Consider the following 24,235-nt stretch of genomic DNA (forward strand, 5'->3'; position numbering starts at 1 on the left):
CACTTGAATCAAGAGCTATCGTCCAGAGTATGTCTCGAAAAGGCAACTGTTACGACAACGCAGTAATAGAAAATTTCTTTGGGATTATGAAGTCGGAGTTTCTCTACATAAAAGAATTTGAAAATGTAGAGCACTTTAAAATAGAATTAGAAAAATATATAGATTATTATAATACGAAACGGATTAAGGCAAAATTAAAAATGAGCCCGGTACAATACCGGACTCACTTTTATCAAGCTGCCTAATGAAATAACCGTGTCTAACTTTTAGGGGTCACTTCACAATCCACTTTTAAAACGCTCTTTTTTATTATTTCCCTTCTGTTACATAAGCCCACTTAAAGCTATATTCTGGGCTAATATTGTGTTTCACAATTCCTTTAACATTCGGTTTCATTACATACGCTCTTCCTGTTTGATATAAAGGAACTAGCCCAGCATCTTCTTCAAGGAATAGTTTTTCAGCTTTTCCTAACGTTTCCCAACGCTTCTTCGCATCACCCATTAATTCATTACCTGCTTTTGATACCATATCATCATATTTAGCATTTGAGTAACTCATTTGGTTATACGGGCTCTTCGACTCAAACATATCAATAAACGTCATTGGATCCGCGTAGTCTGGACTCCAACCTGCATAAGAGATTTCATAATCTTGTGCAGTCTCTAATTTTAATTTTTGTTTAAACGGCTGAATCTTTGTATTAATCGTTACACCTTTTAAGTTTTTCTCAATTTGATCTTTAACATAATCAGCAATCTTTTTCGCAGTTCCATCATCATAACTTAGTAATTCAATTGTCACTTGATCTTTTCCAAGTTCTTTTTTCGCTGCTTCCCAAGCTGCTGCACCTTTTTTCGGATCATATTTCAAACCATTTTTAAATGTATCTTGGTAATCTTTACCGTCTGGTCCTGTCGCAAGTCCTTTTGGAACCAATTGATCCGTTGCTTTTGATCCATTATTTAAAATTACATTTGCCAATCCTTTTTTATCAACTGATAACGCAATTGCTTCACGAAGCTTTTTGCTCTTTAACGGTGTATCTTGTCCGTTACGCTTTTGATTTAAACGTAAGAAGAATGTACTTGCTTCTGAATACTCACCGTACTCATCTTTGTTCGATTTATATTTATCTACAAATTCTCCTGATAGTAATGTAAAGTCAATTGATCCTGTATCATATAAGTTTACTTTCGTCGCAACTTCTTTTACTACACTATAATTAATTTCTTCTAATTTCACAGTCTTGTTATCCCAATATTTATCATTTTTCTTTAGCTGCCATCCTTGTTCATGTTTCCATGAAGCCATAACAAATGGACCGTTATACACTGTCGTGTCAGCTTCTAAACCGTATTTATCTCCTTTTTCTTTTACGAATTTTTCATTTAGCGGATAGTATGACGGGAATGCTAATAAGTTTAAGAAGTACGGTACTGGTTTCTCTAGTTCTACTTCTAGTGTATAATCGTCTACCGCTTTTGCTCCTAATTCTGTTACAGGTTTTTCACCTTTATTAATCGCCTCTGCGTTTTTAATATAGTAGGCAATAAACGCATATTCTGCCGCTGTATTTTTATCAAGTAAGCGCTGCCATGCAAATACGAAATCTTTCGCTGTTACTGGATCACCATTCGACCATTTTGCGTCTTTACGCAGTTTAAATGTATATTTTTTGCCATCCTCGCTTTTCGTACTAGATTCTGCCGCAGCCGGGATTGGCTTATTATCTTTATCAAGACGATATAATCCTTCCATCGTGTTTCCTAAAATTTGTGCCCCTAACGTATCAGTAGACTTAGAAGTATCCATTGTCGGAATTTCTTGATTCTCTGTACGATTTAACACTTGCTTCGCTGCATATTTAATATCAGACTTTTTATCTTCCCCACCACTAGACGTCGTAGTCGTTTTCTTCTCCCCACCTGATCCAGAACATGCTGTTAACGCCATACTCATCGCTAATACTGGCGCCACAACCGCCGTAAACTTTTTCATCTTTTTCTTCATTTTTGTATCCTCCCCAATTATATGTACGAAACCATCTTTGATAGACTTTCTAATAACTAGTTATCAGAAAATTCTTATTAATTAATATTCTACTATTTTTTCTAGTTTTGTAAAGTTATTTTTAAAATATTTAGAAAATTTTTTTTACTTAAAGATAGTAACATTCTATTTTCTATGACCATACTACATGTATCCTCCATCTACTACATTTCATTTCTTCTCTACTCTTTCATTTTCACGTTCAATTGTACAATAAAAAAAGTACTTCAAGGCATGTAGACTGCTTTGAAGTACTTTTTCAACTCTATTATTTTTCAGTAACATATGCCCACTTATAGCTGTATTCTGGGCTAATATTATGCTTAACAACACCTTTTACATACGGTTTCATAACATAAGATCTAGCACTTTGATATAAAGGTACAAGAGCTACATCTTCTTGAAGAAGTAGTTTCTCTGCTTTTCCTAGTTCCTCCCAGCGTTTCTTCGCATCACTCATTAATTCCCCACCAGCTTTTTTAATTATTTCATCATATTTCTGATCAGAGAAACTCATTTGGTTATGAGAGTGCTTACTTTCAAACATATCTAAATATGTCATTGGATCCGCATAATCTGGGCTCCATCCACCATATGAAATATCATAATCTTGCTCTGATTCTAATTTAAGTTTTTGTTTAAACGGCTGCAGTTTAATATTTACTGTTACACCTTTTAAGTTTTTCTCAATTTGATCTTTTACATATTCTCCAACTTTTTTCGCATTACCAGTATCATAGTTTAAAAACTCAATTGTAACTTGATCTTTTCCAAGTTCTTTTTTCGCTTCTTCCCATGCAGCAGCTGCTTTTTTCGCATCTGGTTTAATACCGTTTTTAAACGTTTCTTGGAAGTCTTTCCCATCAGGTCCAGCTGCTAAGCCTTTCGGCACTAAATAATCTGCAGGTTTTGACCCATCATTTAAAATAACATTTGTTAAATTCTTTTTATCAATTGATAGCGCAATTGCTTCACGTAATTTTTTACTCTTTAATGGTGTATCTTGTCCACCACGTTTTTGGTTTAAACGTATAAAGAACGTACTTGGTTCGTTATACACCCCATATTCCTCTTTATTATTTCTAAATTTGTCAACAAATTCACCTGTTAATAAGGAGAAATCAATTTGACCACTATCATATAAATTCACATTAGTTGCTGGCTCTTTTACAACACTATAGTTAATTTCATCTAATTTTACAGTCTTTTTATCCCAATATTGATCATTCTTCTTCAGTTTCCAACCTTGCTCATGCTTCCAATCAGTAAGAACGAACGGTCCATTATATACAGTTGTATCAGATTCTAAACCGTATTTATCCCCTTTTTCTTTTACGAATTTCTCATTTAATGGATAGTACGATGGGAATGCTACTAAGTTTAAGAAGTATGGTACTGCTTGTTCTAATTCAACTTCTAAAGTAAGGTCATCTACTGCTTTAACTCCTAGTTCTGTTACAGGTTTTTCACCTTTATTAACCGCTTCTGCATTTTTAATTGGGAATGCAATGAATGCATACTCCGCAGCTGTTTTTGGATCTAATAAACGTTGCCATGCAAATACGAAATCTTTCGCTGTTACAGGATCACCATTTGACCATTTTGCATCTTTACGTAATTTAAATGTATATTTTTTACCATCCTCACTCTTCGTGCTTGATTCTGCCGCAGCTGGGATTGGTTTATTCTCTTTATCTAAACGGTATAAGCCTTCCATTGTGTTCCCTAAAATTTGAGAGCCCAAAGTATCTGTACTCTTCGACGTATCCATTGTTGGAATTTCCTGATTTTCTGTTTTATTGAACACTTGTTTCGCTGCTAATTTTTCTTCTGATTTGCTATCTCCGCCAGAGCTAGAATTTGTGCTTGTCTTCTTATCTCCGCCTGATGTAGAACATGCTGTCAATGCCATACTCATTGCTAAAACTGGTGCTACAACTGCTGTTAGTTTTTTCATTTTTTTCTTTTTCACTTTCTGTACCCTCCCTAATTCTAAACGCTCTCATTTAAGAAGTTTTCTGATAATTCTGTTTTTCTTTATATATTTATCAGAAGATTCTTATTAACTATTATTCTACTAATTTTTTGAGTTTTGTAAAGTGTTATTATTGAAAATTTTTAAAAAATTATTTTTTTACAGTAATATTCATAAAAATTCCATAATCTTTCGAAACACTATATCTCATTGAATTCTATGTATTGATTTAATAGTCTTTATATCCCTTCACTATAAAACACCTGTAAATTATTGTTAATAAATAATGTATATCGTAACAAACCTCTTTTCTACAAAAATAAAAAAGTCAGCTTTGCTGACTTTTTTATCCGACCATTTTCTCTTTTTTCATTTCCTCTATTACTCTCGTATACTTCTCTTCATCAAATTCATTTTCACTTTTTGCAACAACTACAGTCGCAATACCATTACCAATTGAATTGACGATAGCACGTGCCTCTGACATGAAACGATCTACCCCAAGTAATAGTGCTAACCCTTCTAATGGAATAACATTCATTGCTGACAAAGTAGAGGCTAATACAATAAATCCCCCGCCTGTTACTGCCGCTGCTCCTTTAGATGTAACCAACAAAATAGCTATTATAGTTAATTGTTGACCTAGTGAAAGATCGATGTGAAAGACTTGAGCTAAAAATATAGTAGCCATCGATAAATAAATTGTCGTTCCATCTAAATTAAAAGAGTATCCTGTTGGAATGACTAAACCTACTACCGGCTTCGAACATCCGAAGTCTTCCATCTTTGTCATCATTCGCGGCAATACTGATTCTGATGATGATGTCCCGAGAACAATGAGTAATTCTTCTTTAATGTGAGCTAAATATTTCCACAAACTAAATTTGTACAGTTTACAAATAAAATTTAAAACAATAAAAACAAATAATGCCATTGTTGCATATACACAAATCATTAATTTACCAAGTGGTATTAACGTACTTAAACCATATTTACCAATTGTAAACGACATTCCACCGAATGCTCCAACTGGCGCTAACTTCATAACAATAGATAAAATATTAAAAAATACTTTCGATAATCTTTCAAAAAAGTCGATAACAGGTTGTCCATTTTTCCCGAGCATCGTTAACCCTGCACCGAATAAAATGGAGAAAAACAGAACTTGTAAAATATCACCTTTTGCAAATGCTTCAAACATGTTAGACGGCACAATATGTAAAAAGAAATCCATCCACTGCATTTCTTGCCCGCTTTGTACATATTGTGAAACATCTCCGCCCTTTAGTTTCGAAGGATCTAATCCATCTCCGGGACGTACAACATTCGCTACGATGATACCAATAAGTAAAGCCGCTGTTGTAACGATTTCAAAATATAATAGTGCCTTCCCACCAACACGACCTACCTTTTTCATACTTCCCATACTTGCAATACCAAGCACAATCGTTAAAAAGATTATCGGTGCAATAACCATTTTAATCATATTGATGAATGTTTCACCAATTGGCTTCATCTCTTGTCCAACACTAGGCCAAATTGCCCCTACTGCAATACCACAAATAATTGCCACAATAACTTGGAATGTTAAATTCTTTACAATTCTCATTTTTAATACTCCCCTGTTTCTTCCATTTCTCCCATACGACTTCAATAATTGCTAATGATGTATTTTATGTAATATCCCCCCCTGCTATTTAACTTAAACCACATCATTATGTTACACTATTATCCATAATTTTAAAACAGCATATAACATTAGAGTTTAAATGTCATACTATTAAACATAATAAAAAAGCAGACATTATGCCTGCTTTAATTCTCCTCAATCTGCTTTTCACTTAATCCTAGATGTGTTCTAAGCGTATTACTCAAACTCTGTAGATCTTTTTTATTAGGATTATAATAATATACACGTTGCCCATTTGGACCGTTAGGTAAATATAAATCATCACCAGTTAATTGTATTTTTTCAACTGAACCGTTTAAACCGTATTTATAAAATGATAAAATATCATCCATTACTAAATTTGTTTTAAAATCGCCGTCAACCGCCTCAACTATTTTTTCTAGTTTCGTAATCGAGCCTACACTTTTTAATTTACTTAACATCGCTTCAATAACAAGTTGTTGGCGCTGACCTCTCATTGCATCACTATCAATATGACGCGTTCTTGCCAGTGCAAGTGCTTCTTCCCCTGTTAATTTTTGTAGTCCTTTTTTCAAATGAATCGCGTCAGGTTCATCTTTACTATTTTGCTCCGTAAATTCAACTGGGACATCTACTTCAATCCCATCTAATCCATCAACAATTTTAGTAAATGCATTAAAATTAAACTTCACAAAATAATCAACAGGCACTTGTAGCAATTTTTCTACCGCTTCCACTGAAGCTTGTGGTCCTCCATCTTTACCATTTTTAACGAAACCACTTCCATACGCATGCGTTATTTTATCTTTTTTCTTTTCAACTGGAACATATGTATATGTATCACGTGGTATGCTCGTTAATTTCACTGTCTTATCATCTTTATTAAAAGTAGCTAACAGTAGTGCATCTGTATGAAAAGCACCATTATACTCCTTTTGTCGTTCTTGATTTTCATCAATTCCCATAATTAAAAGTGAAACATTATTTGCAATTGGTTTTACGGTGTTCTCACGTAAATGTGATTTTTCACCACGCGCTAAATTTAAACTAGACTTTTGTACGAGATTAGAAGTTTTCATATACACATAAGCACCGTATCCCACTCCGCCAAATAATAATACTACTAACAATACACTTATTATCATTGTCTTTTTATATTGTCTTTTATTTTTCTTTTCTCTTGAAGAAGAGGTATTCTCCATATAGTTCCCTCCGTTTTCTATTCATCTAATATATTTTTCAATTTTTCATACTTAGCGCTATCCTTTTGAAACACATTCTCTTTCAACCCTTTGTTTATTTGTATCCATTCAGTCGTAATCGAATATTGAATCATACCTTCGTGGAAACTAAGGAATTTTAGCATAACCCCCGTATTTTTCTCTACAACCATTTCAAATTTCCCTCTTAAATCTTCAGATGTACTTACAGGCATTTCTATATTTATTGTCCCTTCTATTTTGTAGCAATCCAGTCCAAGATACTTCGTTTCTTTATAATTCCAATCTTTATATCGGATTAACAAATCAGCAAATTCTGATTGCATACTATACTTCGCAAATCCCACATATTCATCATCATACCTTTTTTTCTCGCCTGATTTTCTCAATAATCTTTCCGTAGGATTTAATTTTAATAGTTCATAGTTTCTTTCCTTCGGGCTCCATTTTGTCTCTTTATATGTATATTTCTCATCGTCAAATTCTTTTTTCTTGCCCTCGTTATATATAATGGTTCGTTTTTTCGTTAGCTTATCTTCTTTCGAAGAGATACCTCTTTGTTGCTCCGTATCAATCGCATATTTGTATGTTGTAGCAATTCTTGACGAACTAGAATATTCCTCAAATTGTCCTGAAATATTTTTAAAATAATCAATGGAATCTAGCATCTTTTCATGAATTTTTTCTTTATCTGGATAATTTACGTTCGATTTTATTTCTTCTTCATTTTCATAATCAGAAAACGCCTTTTTCTTTACATATTCAAATACTCCACCATTTTGAGCAAAAATTTGATCAGAAAACTCCGACATAGATACAATTGAAAGTGCTAGAACAGCAGCACTTATAACCATCATGTAAACTCTGTAACCATTCTTTTTTACAGGGAGATTATGTAGTGTACGATTAATCTTTTCATTTAACTCTGGCGGCATTATAACATTCTCATCTTTTATTCTCTTTTTTAATTTCTCATCAAATAATTTTTCATTATCCACTCTTTACACCCCCTATTCCATCTTTAATCGTTTTTGCAGTTGTTCCCTCGCACGTGACAATCTCGATTTCACTGTTCCTTTTGGTATTTCTAAAAACTTAGCAATACTCTCTTGATTCATATCTTCATAATAATAAAGCACCGTAACAGCTCTTAATTCTTCATGTAACGATTGAATCGCATTACACAAATCTATATCTTCATACTGATCACATGCGCTCATATTGTAATCATTCTCTTCTGTCACAATTACCTTTTTATACGCTCTAATAATATTGTTACACTCATTCATTAAAATTCGAATTAACCACGTTTGAAAAAACTCTTCTTTTTTTAATTTTTTTATATTTTCATAGGCTTTTAAAATTGTTGCCTGTATCGCATCCTCTATATTTGTCTCATCACGTAACATCGCCTTTGCTATTCGATACATCTTCACTTTCTCTGTATGTATAAGCGCCATAAACGCTTCGTGATCACCTTTTTTCGCTAAGGAAACATCGGTTTCTTCTTTTATAATCATTTTATATAAAGGGATTACTTTCACAATTGCTCCTCCTGTTTCATCCTCACTTCAAATTTAACTTTACATGTATTAGACGGATGAGCCTAGAAAAAGGTTCATTTTTTTGAATATTCCCATAAAAAAAGGTAAACATTCTTCATGTTTACCTTTACTCAGATGTAATTCTAAGGAAATATCCATCTGGATCAACAACTTTAAATCCTCTCATCTCCCACGGATAAGTTTGAATTTCTTCTTGTATTGTGCACCGCTTCTCTTTACAACGGTCATATACTTCTTCAATTCGGTCGACAACAATAATTAGTTCAAAGCCATTCCCTTTCATTTCTTTTTGATTGTAAAAATAGTGATTTTCATTCAATGTTGAATCAGTAGCTAGTAACAGAGAAAACTGATCGTGATTAAAGGGTGCTGCATGCATACTTCTTTTATACAACTGTAAACCAATTACTTCTTCATAAAACAATAATGACTGCTCAATATCATTTACATATAGCTTAACCCGGAACAAATGATTCATTCGTTTCCTCCTCATCAAAAAAAGCCCACTTTCTCAGTGGACTTTCTACTTTACAACGGTAAATCCCTTTTCCTAAACACTACAATTGCTACTATGAAAATACAAAGTGCTCCAGCAGTTAAACCTATACTCACTGGCCATATATTATACGTTCCTTCAGCAATTTCTTTCGGACGAAATAGCGTAAATAATGATATATTTCTCATCCACTCTAACTTATCGCTTAATTTACCTACCATGTCCGTTACGAAAAATAAAATAGTTAAACTTGCTGAGTAGCTAAGTGCCTTTCTTTCGTCATTACATATACAAGAAAAGAAAAATGAATACGCACTAACGACTAAAAATATTAACCCACCGACTATATTTATCTTCAGGAATAATTCTTTATTTAAGTTATTATCTTGTAGAAACCACTCTGCACCTACTATACCCGCTACATACGTAACAGTTACTATGATTAGTAGCCCTAATACGAGAATAGCCGCTTGCGTGATTGCAATTTGCACTCTAGATACAGGTGTTGCTAGCAAGTATGCCATCGCTCCTTTATCTACATGAAGAGCAATTAAATGCGTTGCAACTGTTACACAAAAAATTGTTAATATGATAATAAACAATAGACTATAATATTCGCCAGCTAAAAAATCCATTACGTTTTGAATCGGACTTTCCATTCCAACAATTTTTTTCACACTATCAGGCATAGCACTTATTAATTCATTTAACCCTTTCGCTGATACCATTGAAGGGAAGATCCAAATTAATAACCATAAATATAGAGCTGCACCAGTTGCATAACTCAAAATACTTTTTTGTGTTTCTTTCAAACTAGCTAAAAACAATTGCTTATTCATGCTTTACCCCTTCTTTCTTATCGTAATAATGCATAAATAAATGTTCTAAATCCATTGCTCTCGTTTGAAGCGCCGTTACATTATAGTTTGAAAGTGTTTGTAAAACAGTTTGATAGTTTCCTTGCACAATAATCGATGCTTCTCTACCTTTCACCGCTTCAAATTGCAAATTACATTGTGTAAGAGATTCAATCTCTTCTTGCGATGATACGGTTACATCTATTACCTGTCGTCTCAAGCTTTGTAAATCATGAATATTTTCAACCGTTACAAGGCGACCATCTTTAATTATAGCCACTCTGTCACAAGTTCTCTCAATCTCAGTAAAAATGTGCGATGACATAAGGATTGTTTTCCCTCTTTGCTTTTCTTCTAATATTAAATCTATAAACACTTGCTGCATAAGTGGATCGAGTCCTGATGTTGGTTCATCTAAAATTAACACTTCTGGATCATGCATAAAAGCAGCAACAATTCCTACTTTTTGCTTCATTCCTTTAGACATTTTTCGAATCGGTGTTTTCAGATCAAATTGTAGACGTTCTATTAATTCATCTCGTCTTTCCGTATCCTTTAACCCACGCATTCCTTGCATTAACTTTAAAAACTCTAATCCGTTCATTCCTTCAATAAAAGAAATTTCTCCTGGTAAATAACCAACTTCTCTTTGAATTTTCGCTGCTTCATCCCAGCAATCTAATCCAAAAATTGTCGCTTTACCAGCTGTCGGTTTTATAAATCCCATTAAATTACGAATTGTTGTGGATTTCCCAGCACCATTTGGTCCTAAGTAACCGAATACTTCCCCTTCTTTTACATCAAATGTAATATGAAACAAACCTTTTCCATTTGAAAACTGTTTTGTGACATTTTGAACTGAAATCATAATTCCACCTCATTTTTTGAAATATTTAATATGTGATATTTCAAAATTATTGTACTCCTCATCTTTCATATTCGCAACAATTTTTTGAAATATTTATATGTCCACATTTCAAAAATATTGTTTTCCATTATTTTTTCTTGTATATTTTAATTGAGGTGATTGCATTGAACGGCTTTGAAAGAGTGAAAGAAAAGAAAAAACGCGCTATTAAAGAGGCGGCCTTCTTATTATTTTCAGAACGTGGATTTAATGAAGTTAAAATAGAACATATTGCAAAAAAAGCAAATGTTTCTCAAGTTACCATTTATAATCATTTCGGAAGTAAAGATGCGTTATTTAGAGAGCTTATACAAGACTTTATCATATCTGAATTTCAATATTATAAAGATCTTGCAGAGGAAAAATTACCTTTTCATGAAATGATGCAAAAAATGATTGTAAGAAAAATGAATACTGGTGGGTTATTTCAGCCGGATATGTTACTACAAATGATGCAAAGAGATGAAGAGCTCCGAGAGTTTATTTATAGTTATCAAAACGAAAAAATCCTGCCTTGGTATTTAGAAATACTAGAACAAGCACAGCAAAAAAATGAAATTAACCCTCACCTTACTAAAGAAATGATGTTACTATACATTCAAATGTTCACTAAACTAGGTGATGATTTCGGGGCTCAGCTTCTTGAAGGAGATCGCGAAAAACATATACAAGATATCGTTACGATGTTCTTTTATGGACTGTCCGTCCCAGAAAAATAATGTTTCTAAAGAACAAATACCATCACAAAAAAAGCCCTTTGGATATTTAAATCTCAAGGGCTTTTTCATGTCAATAAAATGATTAAAACTAACTTTATCTTAAAGCAGTTAAATGCTGCTTTATAGATAATACCTTATTATAGATTAACTCTTTTAGCATAACTGGCTGAATCGAGATAATTGTTTCACCGAAATTCAGAAAATAACTTGAAATAAAATCAAATTCTTTCTTGTTAAAATAGCCTGTTATAATGTAATTTTCATTTTCTTTTTGTATCCTCATGGAAGGATAATTCTCTTTATCAAAAATGTCTTTTCCTTTTTGATTAACAATGACACGAAAATCAATTGCATCCGGCTTTCTGTGAAAAGTAGTAAGATAGCTTAATAATTCTTCAAGATTTTTTGGATTCGTATTGTTTGTTTCCACAATAGAAAGAATTTTATCACATCTAATTATTTGAACATTATTTGTCTCAAAATTAAAGATTTTAGCATACCACTGGCCAAATTTAGATTCTATTCGAATAAATTGAGCGACCATTACTTTTTCCTCATTTTTTTTAAAATATGTTAAATGATAAACTCGCTCAGCAAAAATCCCCTGTAAAATTTCTTTTAAGAACGGACTAAAATTACTATGATTTGTTACTTCAAAAGAAAGCGTCCGTTCCATGATTGAAATATTTTTACTCACATTATCAGGTAATACATGTTTAAATTTATTTTCAAGCGCAATACTTTCTACATTAAATGGTTTTGTCTTGTATCCATTTAGTGTAAGAATCGAAAAGTATAACGCATACATTTCATCCACACTAAAATAAATTGGCGATAACACACTATTTTCTATAATTTTATAACTTCCATTTCTACCTAGTTCAGAATATATTGGTACACCTATTTCTTCCAATGATTGAATATCTCGCAACGCGGTACTTTTAGAAATATCATATCTAGCCATTAAATCTTTTAAATTAAAATATCTTTTATTATTTAAGAAAATAAGCATATCATTTATTCGTTCCGTTTTTTTCATATTTCCCTCCCAAAAGGTGTCATGTATTGAAATCTTTTTAGTCTATATTATAATTATTAACTAGTAAAGGAGTTATATATTTATGACATTAGAAATAGCTATTTTTCTTTCAATGAATGGGCAAGCAAAGGAGGCAATTAATTTTTACACACGTAATTTAGAAGCCAAGAATTTAATGATTGTGACGTATGAAGAACTGGCCAAAAGAGATCGTTCTTTTAAAATTACAAGTGAAAATAAAGATCATATTGCTCACTCTGTTTTACAAATTGGGAATACAAAGCTAATGATAGCAGAAGATACAATGAAGCATAATGAACGTTATAACGTTGGAAATAACATGTCACTTTGCATTCAAAGCGCTAATTTAGAAGAAATACAAAGGTTTTATAATAATTTAATTTCCGATAAGTATGTGAAGATAATCTCTCCGCTAGAAAAAAATATATTTAGTGAAGCATATGGTATTATTGAAGATCCTTACGGCATACAAATCCAGTTAATGTATGACAAACGATTAAACTAAATAATTATCCATATTCACATATTCCTAGTAAAAAAGACACGAAATTCGTGTCTTTTTTACTTTACAGTGATGACTCTACCGGTTTCACTACTTTCAATCGCTAATTGAATAAGTCGAATAACTTCTAAGCCTTCTTGTGCTGTTACAGGTGGTTTCTCACCATTTACTATACTATTTCTTACACCTTTATAATACATGTCATAACAGCCAACTTCTGTTGGAATACGCTCTAGCTTTTCTTCCGTATGTAAAGTAGCAAAATTCTCTTCAGCATCTACTCCATAACCGTTATCGCCTGGCTTCATTCCATTTTTTAATTGTTCTTCCTGTGAATCCATACCGTATTTCACGATAGAACCTTTATCTCCATGCAGTGTAAAGTGTGGACCTGCTTGCTTTACGTAACTGCTGCTATGTAAAATGACACGCTTTACTCCATAATGAAGTATAACATGGAAGTAATCATCAATTTCTGCACCTTGTCTTTGTTTGATTACATCTGCACTTATCGCATCTGGTTTCCCAAATAATGATAATGCTTGGTCAATTACATGCGATCCTAAATCATATAGTATACCTGATCCTGGTAAATTCTTTTCTCTCCAGCGATCACGTACATTCGGGCGAAAACGATCGAAATGCGCTTCATATGCGTATAGATTCCCTATTCTGTTTTCTTCTAACAATTTCTTTATCGTTAAGAAATCATTATCAAAACGGCGATTATGATATACGCTTAACACCACATTATGCTGTTTTGCTAATGAAATTAGTTCTTCGCCTTCTTCAATTGAAACAACGAATGGCTTCTCCACAACTACATGCTTACCATGTAAAATTGCTTCTTTTACATATGGAAAATGAGTTGTATTCGGTGAAGTAATGACCACTAAGTCAATATCAGCACGATTTACTAATTCCTCAATTGTGCCAGCAACTTCAGCATTTGGTAATGCTTGTTTCACGAGTTCTTCTTTTGATGATAAAATAGCACGAATATCATATTCTTCTATCGTTTGTAATAATGGAATGTGAAATGTTGTACTAGAAAATCCAAATCCTACAATCCCTACACCTATTTTTTTCATGTTGCCCCTCCATTTATCCCGCTTTAACGGACAGTAAGACCCCTACCTCAAAATTCAGCGAAAGTAAAGAAGTTAGTTGAGGAATCAACTGCTCATAAAAGTCCGATTGATTAAAGTTTCACTTTATGAGAACGATTTCATTCAGTTATTATAACAAGATTATTATTATTCACATAATAAATTGCCTAGAAAAAAGCATCTTGCTATTATTCATAGCAAGATGCTTTTTTTACTCCGGTCGTTTTTTCGTCCACGTTTCTACTACTTCACCAGTATCATTAACATCTAGCACTAGGCTACCATTACTATACCGATCTTTATTTCGATACGCTTTCGGATCGATCTCTTCTACAATGTTTTTCTCTGTCTTCATGTAAACTAATTCATCGTCCCGAACAATTTCAATACCGACAATGCGGTACGGATTACGTTTTAATTCTTTGAAAATAACAAGACCTCGTTTCGCCCTCGTTGATTTTTCAATTTCTGATGCTTTTAGACGTTTTACAGCACCGCGCTGCGTTACGAGAATAAGTTGATCTTTGTCACCATTTAACGGTTTACCAGAAGCGACATAGTCATCTTCTTTTAAATTAATTGCTTTTACACCAGCAGCTCTTACACCTACTGGACTTACTTCATCTTCATGAAAAATAAGTGCATATGCACCGTGTGTAGCAAGAACGATATCACTCGTTCCATCTGTCGCAAATATATCGACAACTTCATCATCTTTTTTCAAGTTTACAGCAACGAATGCCCTTGAATAACGCTGAACTTTATATTGATTTAATTCTGTTTTCTTTATCATACCATTTCGCGTTACAAATACGATAAATCGTTTTTCTTCCTCAAAGTTCGGTACAACCGTTGCCCAAATGATTGTTTCATCTCGGTCGAGTGAAACGATATTTGCAACGTGCTGACCTAAATCTTTCCAACGAATATCTGGCATTTCGTATACTGGAAGATATATATAGTTTCCTTTACTTGTGAATAAAAGAACTGTTTCAGTCGTATTCGTATCGAATCGTTCAAGTAAGATGTCACCCTCTTTCATACCGAAGTCTTTGCCGTTTGATGCATTATGTGAGCGCCATCCAGTACGTTTCACATATCCTTCTTTCGTTACAGTAACGATGACATCTTCTTGTGGAATCATCACTTCTACGTCTATTTTAATTTCTTCAATTTGTTCTTCAATAATAGCACGGCGATCATCACTATATGTTTTCTTAACTCTCTTCAAATCAGTTTTAATGACTTGAAGTAATCTTTTTTCACTTTGTAAAATCGACTGCAGCTCTAGAATTTTCTTATTAAGCTCATCTGCTTCTTCTTGTAACGCCGTAATATCTGTATTCGTTAAGCGATATAATTGCAAGGAAACAATTGCTTCCGCCTGTGCTTCTGTAAAGCCAAATTTTGTACTTAAATTATCTTTCGCATTACGTTTATCTTTTGAAGCTCGAATTGTCTCGATTACTTGATCTAAAATCGATAATGCTTTCTTTAAACCTTCTACAATATGTTGACGATTTTCTGCTTTTCTTAATTCATATTGCGAACGTCTCGTAATAACCTCTTTTTGATGTCCAATATAAGCATCCAAAATTTTTGGTAATGTCATAAGTGTTGGACGACGATTATTAATCGCTACCATATTAAAGTTATATGGAATTTGTAAATCTGTATTTTTATATAAATAATTTAAAATACCTTCGGCGTTTGCTTCTTTCTTTAATTCAACAACAATTCGTAAACCAGTACGATCTGTCTCATCACGCACTTCAGCAATACCATCTAACTTTTTATCTAGACGTAATTCATCCATTTTCTTTACAAGGTTTGCCTTATTCACTTCGTAAGGAATTTCAGTGATTACAATTTGTTGTTTCCCACCGCGCACTGTTTCAACTTCTGCTTTTCCGCGAATAATAATTTTACCTTTTCCTGTTTCATACGCCTTTTTAATACCATCAATCCCTTGAATAATACCGCCTGTTGGGAAATCTGGTCCTTTCATAACTGTTAATAAATCATCAACAGTACTATTTGGCTTATCAATACGCATCATTGTAGCATCAATAACTTCTCCAAGATGATGCGGAGGAATTTCTGTTGCATAACCAGCGGAAATCCCTGTAGATCCGTTCACTAATAAATTCGGGAACGCTGCTGGTAATACAACTGGTTCTTCACTCGTATCATCAAAGTTTGACACAAATTCAACTGTTTCTTTATCAAGATCACGTAATAATTCAGATGCGATTGGTGATAAACGAGCTTCCGTATAACGCATTGCTGCCGCTGGATCCCCATCTACACTACCATTATTACCATGCATTTCAACTAAAACATTACGTACTTTCCAAGTTTGGCTTAAGCGTACCATTGCCTCATATACAGAGGAATCTCCATGTGGATGATAATTACCAATAACGTTACCTACTGTTTTAGCTGATTTACGAAACGCTTTATCATGTACATTACCTTCTACATACATAGAATATAAAATACGTCTTTGTACTGGCTTTAAGCCATCACGTGCATCTGGAAGTGCACGATCTTGAATAATATATTTACTATAACGTGCAAAGCGATCACCTAACACGTCTTCAAGCGGGAGGTCATGAAACTTCTCTGCTTGCATGTTATTCCACCTCCGTCTCCATAATCATTTCATTTTCTAAAATATTTCCTTCTTCTTGCATACCAAACTGTACATTACGTTCAATCCATTTACGGCGCGGTTCTACTTTATCGCCCATTAATGTTGTAACGCGACGCTCTGCTCTTGCTGCATCATCAATTTTCACGCGAATTAATGTACGCGTTTCAGGATTCATTGTTGTTTCCCATAATTGATCCGCATTCATTTCACCAAGTCCTTTATAACGTTGTAACATATAGCCTTTTCCAACTTTTTTCGTTACACCGTCTAATTCCTCATCTGACCAAGCGTATTCAATTACTTCACTCTTACCTTTTCCTTTACTTACTTTGTATAAAGGAGGGAGTGCGATAAACACTTTACCCGCTTCGATAAGTGGCTTCATATATCTGTAGAAGAACGTTAATAACAATACTTGAATATGAGCTCCATCCGTATCGGCATCGGTCATAATTACAACTTTATCGTAGTTAATATCTTCAACATCAAATTCATTCCCTACACCGCCGCCAATCGCATAAATGATTGTATTAATCTCTTCATTTTTAAAGATATCAGCAAGCTTTGCTTTCTCTGTATTAATTACTTTACCACGTAATGGTAATACGGCCTGGAAACGACGGTCTCGTCCTTGTTTCGCTGAACCACCAGCAGAGTCACCCTCTACTAAATACAATTCGTTTTTCTGAGGATTACGTGATTGTGCAGGTGTTAACTTCCCGCTTAACGTACCTTCTGATTTTTTCTTCTTCTTACCACTACGTGCTTCTTCTCTCGCTTTACGAGCAGCCTCACGTGCTTGCGCTGCTTTAACTGCCTTTCTCACAAGAAGTGTAGCTACATCCGGGTTTTCCTCTAAAAAGTAAGCTAAATGCTCTGATACAATGGCATCAATAGAAGAACGAGCTTCACTTGTACCAAGTTTCCCCTTCGTTTGTCCTTCAAACTGAAGTACTTCTTCTGGTACACGTACAGAAACGATAGCCGCTACACCTTCACGAATATCTGTACCTTCTAAATTTTTATCTTTTTCTTTTAATAATGAAACTTTACGAGCATACTCATTGAACACACGCGTCATTGCTGTTTTAAATCCAGCTTCGTGTGTTCCACCATCTTTTGTACGTACGTTATTTACAAACGAAAGAATATTTTCTGAGTAACCATCATTAAACTGGAATGCTAGTTCTGCTTCAATCCCGTTTTGTTCACCAGTGAAATATACAACCGGGTGAATTGAATCTTTTTCTTCGTTTAAATATGAAACGAAAGCTTCGATTCCTGTTTCATAATGAAATATATCTTCTAAATCATTACGTTCGTCTTTTATCGAGATTTTCATTCCTTTTAATAAGAATGCAGATTCACGTAATCTCTCACATAATGTTTCATAATTATAATTTGTCGTGCTGAAAATCGTTGTATCTGGTTTGAAGTGCATTGTCGTACCAGACTCTTTTGTTTTCCCGATTTTCTCTAACGTTGTTGCAGGAACGCCACCATTTTCAAAACGTTGTTCATAAATGTTACCATCACGCTTAATTGTTACTACTAACCATTCTGACAAGGCGTTTACAACTGATGCCCCAACACCGTGTAAACCACCACTCGTTTTATAGCCACCTTGACCAAACTTACCACCTGCATGAAGTACAGTTAAAATAACTTCAGGTGTAGGTTTCCCAAGTTTATGCATTCCCGTAGGCATTCCTCGCCCTTTATCTATAACGCTAATACTATTATCTTTATGTATTACGACTGAAATTTCGTCGCCAAATCCCGCTAACGCTTCGTCAACGGAGTTATCTACTATTTCATATACTAAATGATGCAATCCACGGCTATCCGTACTCCCGATATACATACCCGGGCGTTTTCGAACGGCTTCAAGTCCTTCTAACACTTGAATCGCATCTTCATTATATTGGAACTGATGCTTCGCCAAACTCCTTGCCCCTTTCCTAATCCAAAATCAGAACATATGTTTCTATTATAGAATAACGCCTCGACTATAGTTTTGGCAAGTTATCTTATCTCTTTTATATACCATCTTCAATAGAAAAATCCTTGTTTTCTCACAAGGATTCCTCTAGGCTACTATTTCAGAAAAATAATCGTTTGTCAACGAGAAATGGATATGTATTCCAAGATTACACATTCCAAACCTTTATTATGATCCAAATGATCAAGATCCAAAATGGGATTACAAATAACAATCCCCAAAAACAGCCTTTAAAAAATCTCATGATGAACACCTCGTTCATCGGCCCTACTTATCTATAATGAGGGCTGAATCAATCTTTCTACCTTTAAATCTATACTATTTTGTCATCGCATGTTCTACTTTAATACAACGATCCATTATTACAGTATAGTCTTTTTCTTTTAAAAGTTTATATGTATCTTCATCTTGTACTCCTAATTGTGCCCAAAAAACATCTGCATCAATCTCTACAAATTCTTTTGCAACATCCATTAAAAACTCTGAGCGACGAAATACATTTACAATGTCAACGTGTTCTTTAATATCCTTTAGTGAAGAAACTGCCTTTTCTCCAAGCACCTCATCTACTGTTGGATTAACTGGAATAATACGGTATCCAGCATCTTGCATTGCTTTTGAAACCATATACGATGTACGTTCTGGCTTATCTGATAATCCAACAACCGCAATTGTTTTGCTTTTCTTTAACACTTCACCAATTTCCGTACGAGTTGGGTTTTCAATTGTCATAATTAATCCCTCCTATTCCTTTAGTATAGCCGATAAAGAAAGTCTCTTTCAATATGAAAGAGACTTTCTTTTATTTCGATTATTGATTCTTTGTAGCTGAATTATCTGCTAAAGTAGCCGATTTCGTCATTTTTTGACCGTTACGGTAGAATGTAACTTCTACTTTCTCGCCTACTTTTTTCTTTTCATATAAATATTTACGGAATTGAAGTGAGTTTTCTACTTTTTGATCATCTAATGCTACTACAATATCATATTGCTCTAAACCAGCTTTTTCTGCCGGTGATATTGGGTAAATTTTACCTAATACAACACCATTCGTTACTTCTTTCGGTACTTTCAATTGATTGACTGCATAAGCTTGCACATCTTCTAACGAAACGACACCTACTCCAAGAGCTGGACGTTTTACTACTCCGTCTTTTTCAAGTGATTCAATAACTGGCTTTGCGATATTAATTGGAATAGCAAATCCAATTCCTTCAACTTCTTGCTGTGCAATTTTACTTGAATTAATCCCAATTATTTCACCATTTTGGTTAAATAATGCACCACCACTATTACCAGGGTTAATCGCTGCATCTGTTTGAATAACTTGTGCTTGCCAATCTGGTCGTTTATCGCCATCAATATCAACTGGAATTTCACGTTCTTTACTACTAATAATGCCTTCCGTTACACTTCCATCAAATCCTAGTGGGTTACCGATTGCAATTGCTTTTTCACCCGCACGGATTTTACTTGAGTCACCTAAAGTTGCAACTTTATTCACATTAGAGCCGTCAATTTCAACAACAGCTAAATCTAACCAAGGATCTTTCCCTACTAACTTTGCATCTACCTTTTTACCATCACTTAGTTTTACAGCAAGTTTATTTGCACCATCTACTACGTGGTTGTTTGTTACAATGTATGCTTTATTTCCTGCTTTTTTATAAATAACACCTGATCCTGAACCAGCTTGTTGTTCTTGGCCTGTCGGTTGCATTGCAAATGGATCAACACTTTGTTGCATATTAATAACACCTACAACAACATCTTTCGCCCCTTCAATCATACCAGGTAAATCAGTTTCATTTTTCGCTTTATTTACAACAGGAACTACAGTACCTTCTACTTTTGAATCCGAACTAAATGATGATACTGGTGCTCCATTATTTTGAGCCCATGGCATATATGGTGCTGCAAAACTAATCGAAACCGCTCCGACTACAGCTCCCACTAAACCTGTGAAGAAATAGCCTTTTTTACTACCTGATTTTCTCACTTCTCTCGTTTCACTATGCTCTTCATTTAAATTTGGTCCGTCGTAATATCCCATGTTTTATTTCCCCTCTCTGGTGAATTCGTATTTTCAGTATAGTCACGTTTTGTGTCCTTCTTGTGAACTCATCGTGAAATCCAATTAAAAAAATACTCCTATCTAACATTGTAGACAAGAAAAGTATTTTTTGTACATTATACCTTCAAAAGAGAGTATAAAATCGCCATTTTCCTAGGCTAAATTAAACAAATCGTTCTAGATTATTCTTCAAATTTATAACCAACTCGAATAACAGTACCTATATGCTTCGCTTTATCTCCTAACTTATTTCGAAGTTTTTTAATATGAGTATCAACCGTTCGGTCATCACCGTAATAGTCATATCCCCATAACTGGTCTAATAAATGTTGACGTGATAAAACGATTCCTTTGTTCTCCATTAAATAAACGAGAAGTTCAAATTCTTTATGTGTCAATATAATTTCTTCTCCATCTACTAAAACAGTTCTAGATAGACGATTCACTTCAATTCCAGCTAAAGACATAGCATTTTCTTCCGCTACACCTACCGCACCATCCGCACGTTTCAATAACGTCTTTGCACGAGCTACTAACACTTTCGGGCTAAATGGTTTCGTTACATACTCGTCTGCACCTAATTCGAAACCTAGCAATGTATCATCCTCATCCGAACGCGCTGTCAACATAATAATTGGTACTGCTGATTCTTTTCTAATTCGTCTACAAACAGACCATCCATCTATTTCCGGCAACATAATATCTAACATAATTAAATCAATTTCATGCTCTGCAAATAACTCTAACGCTTTTTTTCCATCTTCTGCTTCGATTACTTCAAAGCCTTCATTACGAAAATAATCACTAACAATTTCACGTAATCTTCTTTCATCTTCAACAAGCAATACTGTTTTATTCATATAATCTATCCCGCCTTTTTACTCTTTCAATCGAATAATACGTTGATTGGAGCTTCCGCGAAATGGAAGTGTTAAATCTTTTTTCTCAATTTCAAACCTTCCATCGACTAAAACATCCCCATAATGTAACAACTCTATCATATCATTATTTTGAGAACTCTGTATCTCTTCTAGCGTATAACCTGTATACATCCATAGGTTTTTTTTCAAATCTTTCACGATTTTTGCTACCTTTTTCACTTCAGCAGCTTGAAAAAATGGATCTCCACCTGAAAATGTTACATCAGTTAATGGATTACTTGCAATCTCTTTCACAATTTCTTCTACTGTCATTTCCATTCCGTTACAAATATTCCACGATTTTGGATTGTGGCAACCGACACAACGATGCGGACAGCCCGCAAAAAACACGACTGTCCGCAATCCTTCTCCATCTACTACACTATCATGAATAATATTCATCACTTTCATTTATGTTTCACCCGATCTATCTCTTCACTACGTTTCGCACTATTCCACTTCGACATATCTCCTACAAGATAGCCTGTTATACGGCGAATTCTTTCTATATTAGCCTCATCTTCATTCCCGCAACTTGGACATTCATTTCCAATAACCCCGTGATAACTACAGCACTTACATCGGTCAACAGGATGATTAATTGAACCGTATCCAACGCCATGTTCTGCCATCGCTTGTACAATTTGTTTTAATGCCTTTTTGTTATGCATCGCTGCTCCGTCTAGTTCAATATACGTAATGTGTCCTCCATTACAGAGAGCATGGAACGGGCCTTCTAAACGGATTTTATTTATCGCTTGAATGTTATAATAAACTGGAATATGGAATGAATTGGTATAGTAATTATGGTTCGTTATACCGCTAATCACGCCAAATTCTTCTCTATCTTTTTTCACAAACTTTCCTGATAATCCTTCTGCTGGAGTTGCAATTATCGAGAAATTCAGTTGATGTTCTTCTGTCGCTTTATCCATTCTATCTCTCATAAAGGAAATAATTTCATACCCAAGTTTCCATGATTCTTCATCTTCCCCATGATGCTTTCCTGTTAAAGCTACTAAACATTCCGCAAGACCGATAAAACCAACACTTAACGTCCCTTGTTTTAAAATCGAAGCTACGGAGTCTTCAGGCTGCAACGCTTCTCCACCACGCCATACACCTTGTGAATATAAAAACTGAAAATCTCTTGCTCGCTTCGTACATTGATACGCAAATCTTTCTAATAACTGCTTAATTCCTAAATTTAAATAGTAGTTTAGCGCTTCAAAAAATGCTTCTTTTGAACCACTAATTAACGCTAATTTCACTAAATTAATAGACGTAAATGATAAATTCCCTCTACCAATCGCTGTTTCTTCTCCATGTATATTAGACATAACACGGGTACGACATCCCATGTAACATACTTCACTTTCTGGTCTTCCATCATAATGCACTGCATTAAACGGAGCATCTAAAAATGAAAAGTTTGGGAATAATCTCTCTGCAGTTGTCTCTAATGCTAATTCAAATAAATCGTAATTCGGATCACTTTCTTCAAAATTCACACCTTTTTTCATCTTGAAAATTTGAATCGGAAAAATCGGTGTCTCTCCTTTACCAAGTCCAGCTTGTGTCGCTTTTAATAGTTGTTTAATTAACATTCTTCCTTCTTTTGATGTATCTGTTCCGTAATTAATAGAAATAAACGGTACTTGTCCTCCGCCCCTACTATGCATACTATTCGAATTATGAACGAAAGCCTCACACGCTTGATACGTATCATTTTCCGTTTCTTTCCATGCGAATTCTTCTATTTGTTCTTTCGTAAGCGGATATGATAGTAATCGTTTTTTATGTCTCTCAATTGTTTTTCGTACATAAGGTGCTAAATCAATATCAAAGAGTGCAAACGATTGACCGCCATGCTGCATATTTTGATTCGCTTGAAAAATAATAGACGAAAGAGCCAATGCACTTTTAATGTCTTGTGGTTGTCTCATATGTCCATGTCCAGTATGAAAACCGTTAGCAAGCATTTGCGCTAACGGAATTTGCGAACAAGTCGTCGTTCCTGTCGCATAAAAATCTAAATCATGTGGATATAATATATTTTCATTTATCGCTTTTTTCACTTGATCTGACAATAAATTCTCAATAGCATAATATTTTGCACTCTCAGATGCGAACGTTCCCATTACACCCATTGGAGAGCGGCCGTCTACATTTGCATTTTCTTGCATTAAATCTTGTTCATTGCCGTGGACTATCGTCTCGAGCACTTTCATTAATTCTTCTCCACGTGTATTATTTTGTAACATTTATAACCCTCCACCAATATGTTGTTGTCTTTTGATTAAAATGTTACTACATATAGTCTTGCTGTTTCTGTGAGAAATGTAACATTACTGTGAAATTTTTTTCACGAAATAATGAATTTTTCATTTACAAAAAAGAAATGTGCTCTTTACAAATGTATGGTACAATATACGGGAAAAACTCTTTTTACCCTTTATCAACACATTTG

General features: G+C 34.2%; 21 protein-coding genes. 3 read left to right on the forward strand and 18 right to left on the reverse strand.

The window, feature by feature from the left end; genetic code table 11:
- Positions 1-245 (forward strand): IS3 family transposase (locus ACTJJY_RS17145; RefSeq protein ID WP_140157801.1); only part of this gene is annotated, 245 nt, incomplete at its 5' end.
- A gap of 64 nt (positions 246-309) precedes the next feature.
- Here the strand turns inward: ACTJJY_RS17145 and ACTJJY_RS17150 are convergent.
- From ACTJJY_RS17150 to ACTJJY_RS17190, 9 genes are all read right to left on the reverse strand, one after another.
- Entirely contained in the window at positions 310-2,013 is a 1,704-nt protein-coding gene (locus ACTJJY_RS17150) for a peptide ABC transporter substrate-binding protein (protein WP_000728456.1), read from the reverse strand.
- 307 nt (positions 2,014-2,320) lie between these two features.
- On the reverse strand, positions 2,321-4,024 hold the full coding sequence (locus tag ACTJJY_RS17155; protein ID WP_215561923.1) for a peptide ABC transporter substrate-binding protein: 1,704 nt from the start codon (positions 4,022-4,024) through the stop codon (positions 2,321-2,323).
- Between the two features lie 349 nt (positions 4,025-4,373).
- Positions 4,374-5,636 (reverse strand): dicarboxylate/amino acid:cation symporter, encoded by a 1,263-nt coding sequence (locus ACTJJY_RS17160; RefSeq protein WP_440606099.1) that lies wholly within the window; start codon positions 5,634-5,636, stop codon positions 4,374-4,376.
- A gap of 206 nt (positions 5,637-5,842) precedes the next feature.
- A complete protein-coding gene (locus tag ACTJJY_RS17165; protein WP_097917360.1) occupies positions 5,843-6,880 on the reverse strand; it encodes an LCP family protein in 1,038 nt (345 codons plus the stop codon).
- A 17-nt stretch (positions 6,881-6,897) separates the two neighbouring features.
- Positions 6,898-7,896 carry a hypothetical protein gene (locus ACTJJY_RS17170; RefSeq protein ID WP_046957753.1) on the reverse strand — a complete coding sequence of 333 codons (999 nt, stop codon included), beginning with the start codon at positions 7,894-7,896 and terminating at the stop codon, positions 6,898-6,900.
- A 12-nt stretch (positions 7,897-7,908) separates the two neighbouring features.
- Entirely contained in the window at positions 7,909-8,442 is a 534-nt protein-coding gene (locus ACTJJY_RS17175) for a sigma-70 family RNA polymerase sigma factor (protein WP_440606100.1), read from the reverse strand.
- Positions 8,443-8,569: 127 nt separating this feature from the next.
- Positions 8,570-8,941 carry a VOC family protein gene (locus ACTJJY_RS17180; RefSeq protein ID WP_440606101.1) on the reverse strand — a complete coding sequence of 124 codons (372 nt, stop codon included), beginning with the start codon at positions 8,939-8,941 and terminating at the stop codon, positions 8,570-8,572.
- 50 nt (positions 8,942-8,991) lie between these two features.
- Entirely contained in the window at positions 8,992-9,798 is an 807-nt protein-coding gene (locus ACTJJY_RS17185) for an ABC transporter permease subunit (protein ID WP_440606102.1), read from the reverse strand.
- The gene (locus tag ACTJJY_RS17190) at positions 9,791-10,684 is read right to left on the reverse strand and encodes an ABC transporter ATP-binding protein (RefSeq protein WP_046954579.1); all 894 of its coding nucleotides are present in this window, start codon (positions 10,682-10,684) and stop codon (positions 9,791-9,793) included. Before ACTJJY_RS17190 ends, ACTJJY_RS17185 begins: the two co-directional genes overlap by 8 nt.
- Positions 10,685-10,821: 137 nt before the next feature.
- Here ACTJJY_RS17190 and ACTJJY_RS17195 point away from each other — a divergent pair, with 137 nt between their 5' ends.
- Positions 10,822-11,442: a TetR/AcrR family transcriptional regulator gene (locus ACTJJY_RS17195; RefSeq protein WP_152665110.1), complete on the forward strand. Its 621-nt coding sequence runs from the start codon at positions 10,822-10,824 to the stop codon at positions 11,440-11,442.
- Positions 11,443-11,536: 94 nt separating this feature from the next.
- Here ACTJJY_RS17195 and ACTJJY_RS17200 read toward each other — a convergent pair whose 3' ends face one another.
- Positions 11,537-12,481 (reverse strand): helix-turn-helix transcriptional regulator, encoded by a 945-nt coding sequence (locus ACTJJY_RS17200; protein ID WP_046954577.1) that lies wholly within the window; start codon positions 12,479-12,481, stop codon positions 11,537-11,539.
- A gap of 82 nt (positions 12,482-12,563) precedes the next feature.
- Here ACTJJY_RS17200 and ACTJJY_RS17205 point away from each other — a divergent pair, with 82 nt between their 5' ends.
- Positions 12,564-13,007 carry a VOC family protein gene (locus ACTJJY_RS17205; RefSeq protein WP_440606103.1) on the forward strand — a complete coding sequence of 148 codons (444 nt, stop codon included), beginning with the start codon at positions 12,564-12,566 and terminating at the stop codon, positions 13,005-13,007.
- A 56-nt stretch (positions 13,008-13,063) separates the two neighbouring features.
- Here ACTJJY_RS17205 and ACTJJY_RS17210 read toward each other — a convergent pair whose 3' ends face one another.
- The 8 genes from ACTJJY_RS17210 to ACTJJY_RS17245 all read right to left on the reverse strand — a co-directional run bounded on the left by ACTJJY_RS17210 (position 13,064) and on the right by ACTJJY_RS17245 (position 24,029).
- Positions 13,064-14,095, reverse strand: coding sequence for an oxidoreductase (locus ACTJJY_RS17210; RefSeq protein WP_046957745.1), 1,032 nt, complete (start codon positions 14,093-14,095; stop codon positions 13,064-13,066).
- A gap of 229 nt (positions 14,096-14,324) precedes the next feature.
- Positions 14,325-16,748 carry a DNA topoisomerase IV subunit A gene (gene parC / locus ACTJJY_RS17215; protein WP_440606104.1) on the reverse strand — a complete coding sequence of 808 codons (2,424 nt, stop codon included), beginning with the start codon at positions 16,746-16,748 and terminating at the stop codon, positions 14,325-14,327.
- A 1-nt stretch (position 16,749) separates the two neighbouring features.
- A complete protein-coding gene (parE, locus tag ACTJJY_RS17220) occupies positions 16,750-18,714 on the reverse strand; it encodes a DNA topoisomerase IV subunit B (protein ID WP_001062197.1) in 1,965 nt (654 codons plus the stop codon).
- Positions 18,715-19,089: 375 nt separating this feature from the next.
- Positions 19,090-19,503 (reverse strand): CoA-binding protein, encoded by a 414-nt coding sequence (locus tag ACTJJY_RS17225; protein WP_000151390.1) that lies wholly within the window; start codon positions 19,501-19,503, stop codon positions 19,090-19,092.
- Between the two features lie 79 nt (positions 19,504-19,582).
- On the reverse strand, positions 19,583-20,824 hold the full coding sequence (locus ACTJJY_RS17230; protein ID WP_000542643.1) for a S1C family serine protease: 1,242 nt from the start codon (positions 20,822-20,824) through the stop codon (positions 19,583-19,585).
- A gap of 203 nt (positions 20,825-21,027) precedes the next feature.
- Positions 21,028-21,705, reverse strand: coding sequence for a response regulator transcription factor (locus tag ACTJJY_RS17235; RefSeq protein WP_001044679.1), 678 nt, complete (start codon positions 21,703-21,705; stop codon positions 21,028-21,030).
- Positions 21,706-21,723: 18 nt separating this feature from the next.
- A complete protein-coding gene (gene nrdG / locus ACTJJY_RS17240; RefSeq protein WP_098235307.1) occupies positions 21,724-22,176 on the reverse strand; it encodes an anaerobic ribonucleoside-triphosphate reductase activating protein in 453 nt (150 codons plus the stop codon).
- Positions 22,173-24,029: an anaerobic ribonucleoside triphosphate reductase gene (locus ACTJJY_RS17245; RefSeq protein WP_440606105.1), complete on the reverse strand. Its 1,857-nt coding sequence runs from the start codon at positions 24,027-24,029 to the stop codon at positions 22,173-22,175. Before ACTJJY_RS17245 ends, nrdG begins: the two co-directional genes overlap by 4 nt.
- Positions 24,030-24,235 lie beyond the last annotated feature (206 nt).

The organism is Bacillus sp. 22475 (genome assembly GCF_052044835.1).
Taxonomy (GTDB): domain Bacteria; phylum Bacillota; class Bacilli; order Bacillales; family Bacillaceae_G; genus Bacillus_A; species Bacillus_A cereus.

Bases quoted from the DNA above. Each gene is read 5' to 3' on its own strand.
- ACTJJY_RS17180 (WP_440606101.1), bottom strand. From the start codon at position 8,941: ATGAATCATTTGTTCCGGGTTAAGCTATATGTAAATGATATTGAGCAG.
- ACTJJY_RS17245 (WP_440606105.1), bottom strand. From the start codon at position 24,029: ATGTTACAAAATAATACACGTGGAGAAGAATTAATGAAAGTGCTCGAG.
- parC (WP_440606104.1), bottom strand. From the start codon at position 16,748: ATGCAAGCAGAGAAGTTTCATGACCTCCCGCTTGAAGACGTGTTAGGT.
- ACTJJY_RS17150 (WP_000728456.1), bottom strand. From the start codon at position 2,013: ATGAAGAAAAAGATGAAAAAGTTTACGGCGGTTGTGGCGCCAGTATTA.
- ACTJJY_RS17185 (WP_440606102.1), bottom strand. From the start codon at position 9,798: ATGAATAAGCAATTGTTTTTAGCTAGTTTGAAAGAAACACAAAAAAGT.
- ACTJJY_RS17205 (WP_440606103.1), top strand. From the start codon at position 12,564: ATGACATTAGAAATAGCTATTTTTCTTTCAATGAATGGGCAAGCAAAG.
- ACTJJY_RS17200 (WP_046954577.1), bottom strand. From the start codon at position 12,481: ATGAAAAAAACGGAACGAATAAATGATATGCTTATTTTCTTAAATAAT.
- ACTJJY_RS17225 (WP_000151390.1), bottom strand. From the start codon at position 19,503: ATGACAATTGAAAACCCAACTCGTACGGAAATTGGTGAAGTGTTAAAG.
- ACTJJY_RS17160 (WP_440606099.1), bottom strand. From the start codon at position 5,636: ATGAGAATTGTAAAGAATTTAACATTCCAAGTTATTGTGGCAATTATT.
- ACTJJY_RS17235 (WP_001044679.1), bottom strand. From the start codon at position 21,705: ATGAATAAAACAGTATTGCTTGTTGAAGATGAAAGAAGATTACGTGAA.
- ACTJJY_RS17230 (WP_000542643.1), bottom strand. From the start codon at position 20,824: ATGGGATATTACGACGGACCAAATTTAAATGAAGAGCATAGTGAAACG.
- nrdG (WP_098235307.1), bottom strand. From the start codon at position 22,176: ATGAAAGTGATGAATATTATTCATGATAGTGTAGTAGATGGAGAAGGA.
- ACTJJY_RS17190 (WP_046954579.1), bottom strand. From the start codon at position 10,684: ATGATTTCAGTTCAAAATGTCACAAAACAGTTTTCAAATGGAAAAGGT.
- ACTJJY_RS17165 (WP_097917360.1), bottom strand. From the start codon at position 6,880: ATGGAGAATACCTCTTCTTCAAGAGAAAAGAAAAATAAAAGACAATAT.
- ACTJJY_RS17210 (WP_046957745.1), bottom strand. From the start codon at position 14,095: ATGAAAAAAATAGGTGTAGGGATTGTAGGATTTGGATTTTCTAGTACA.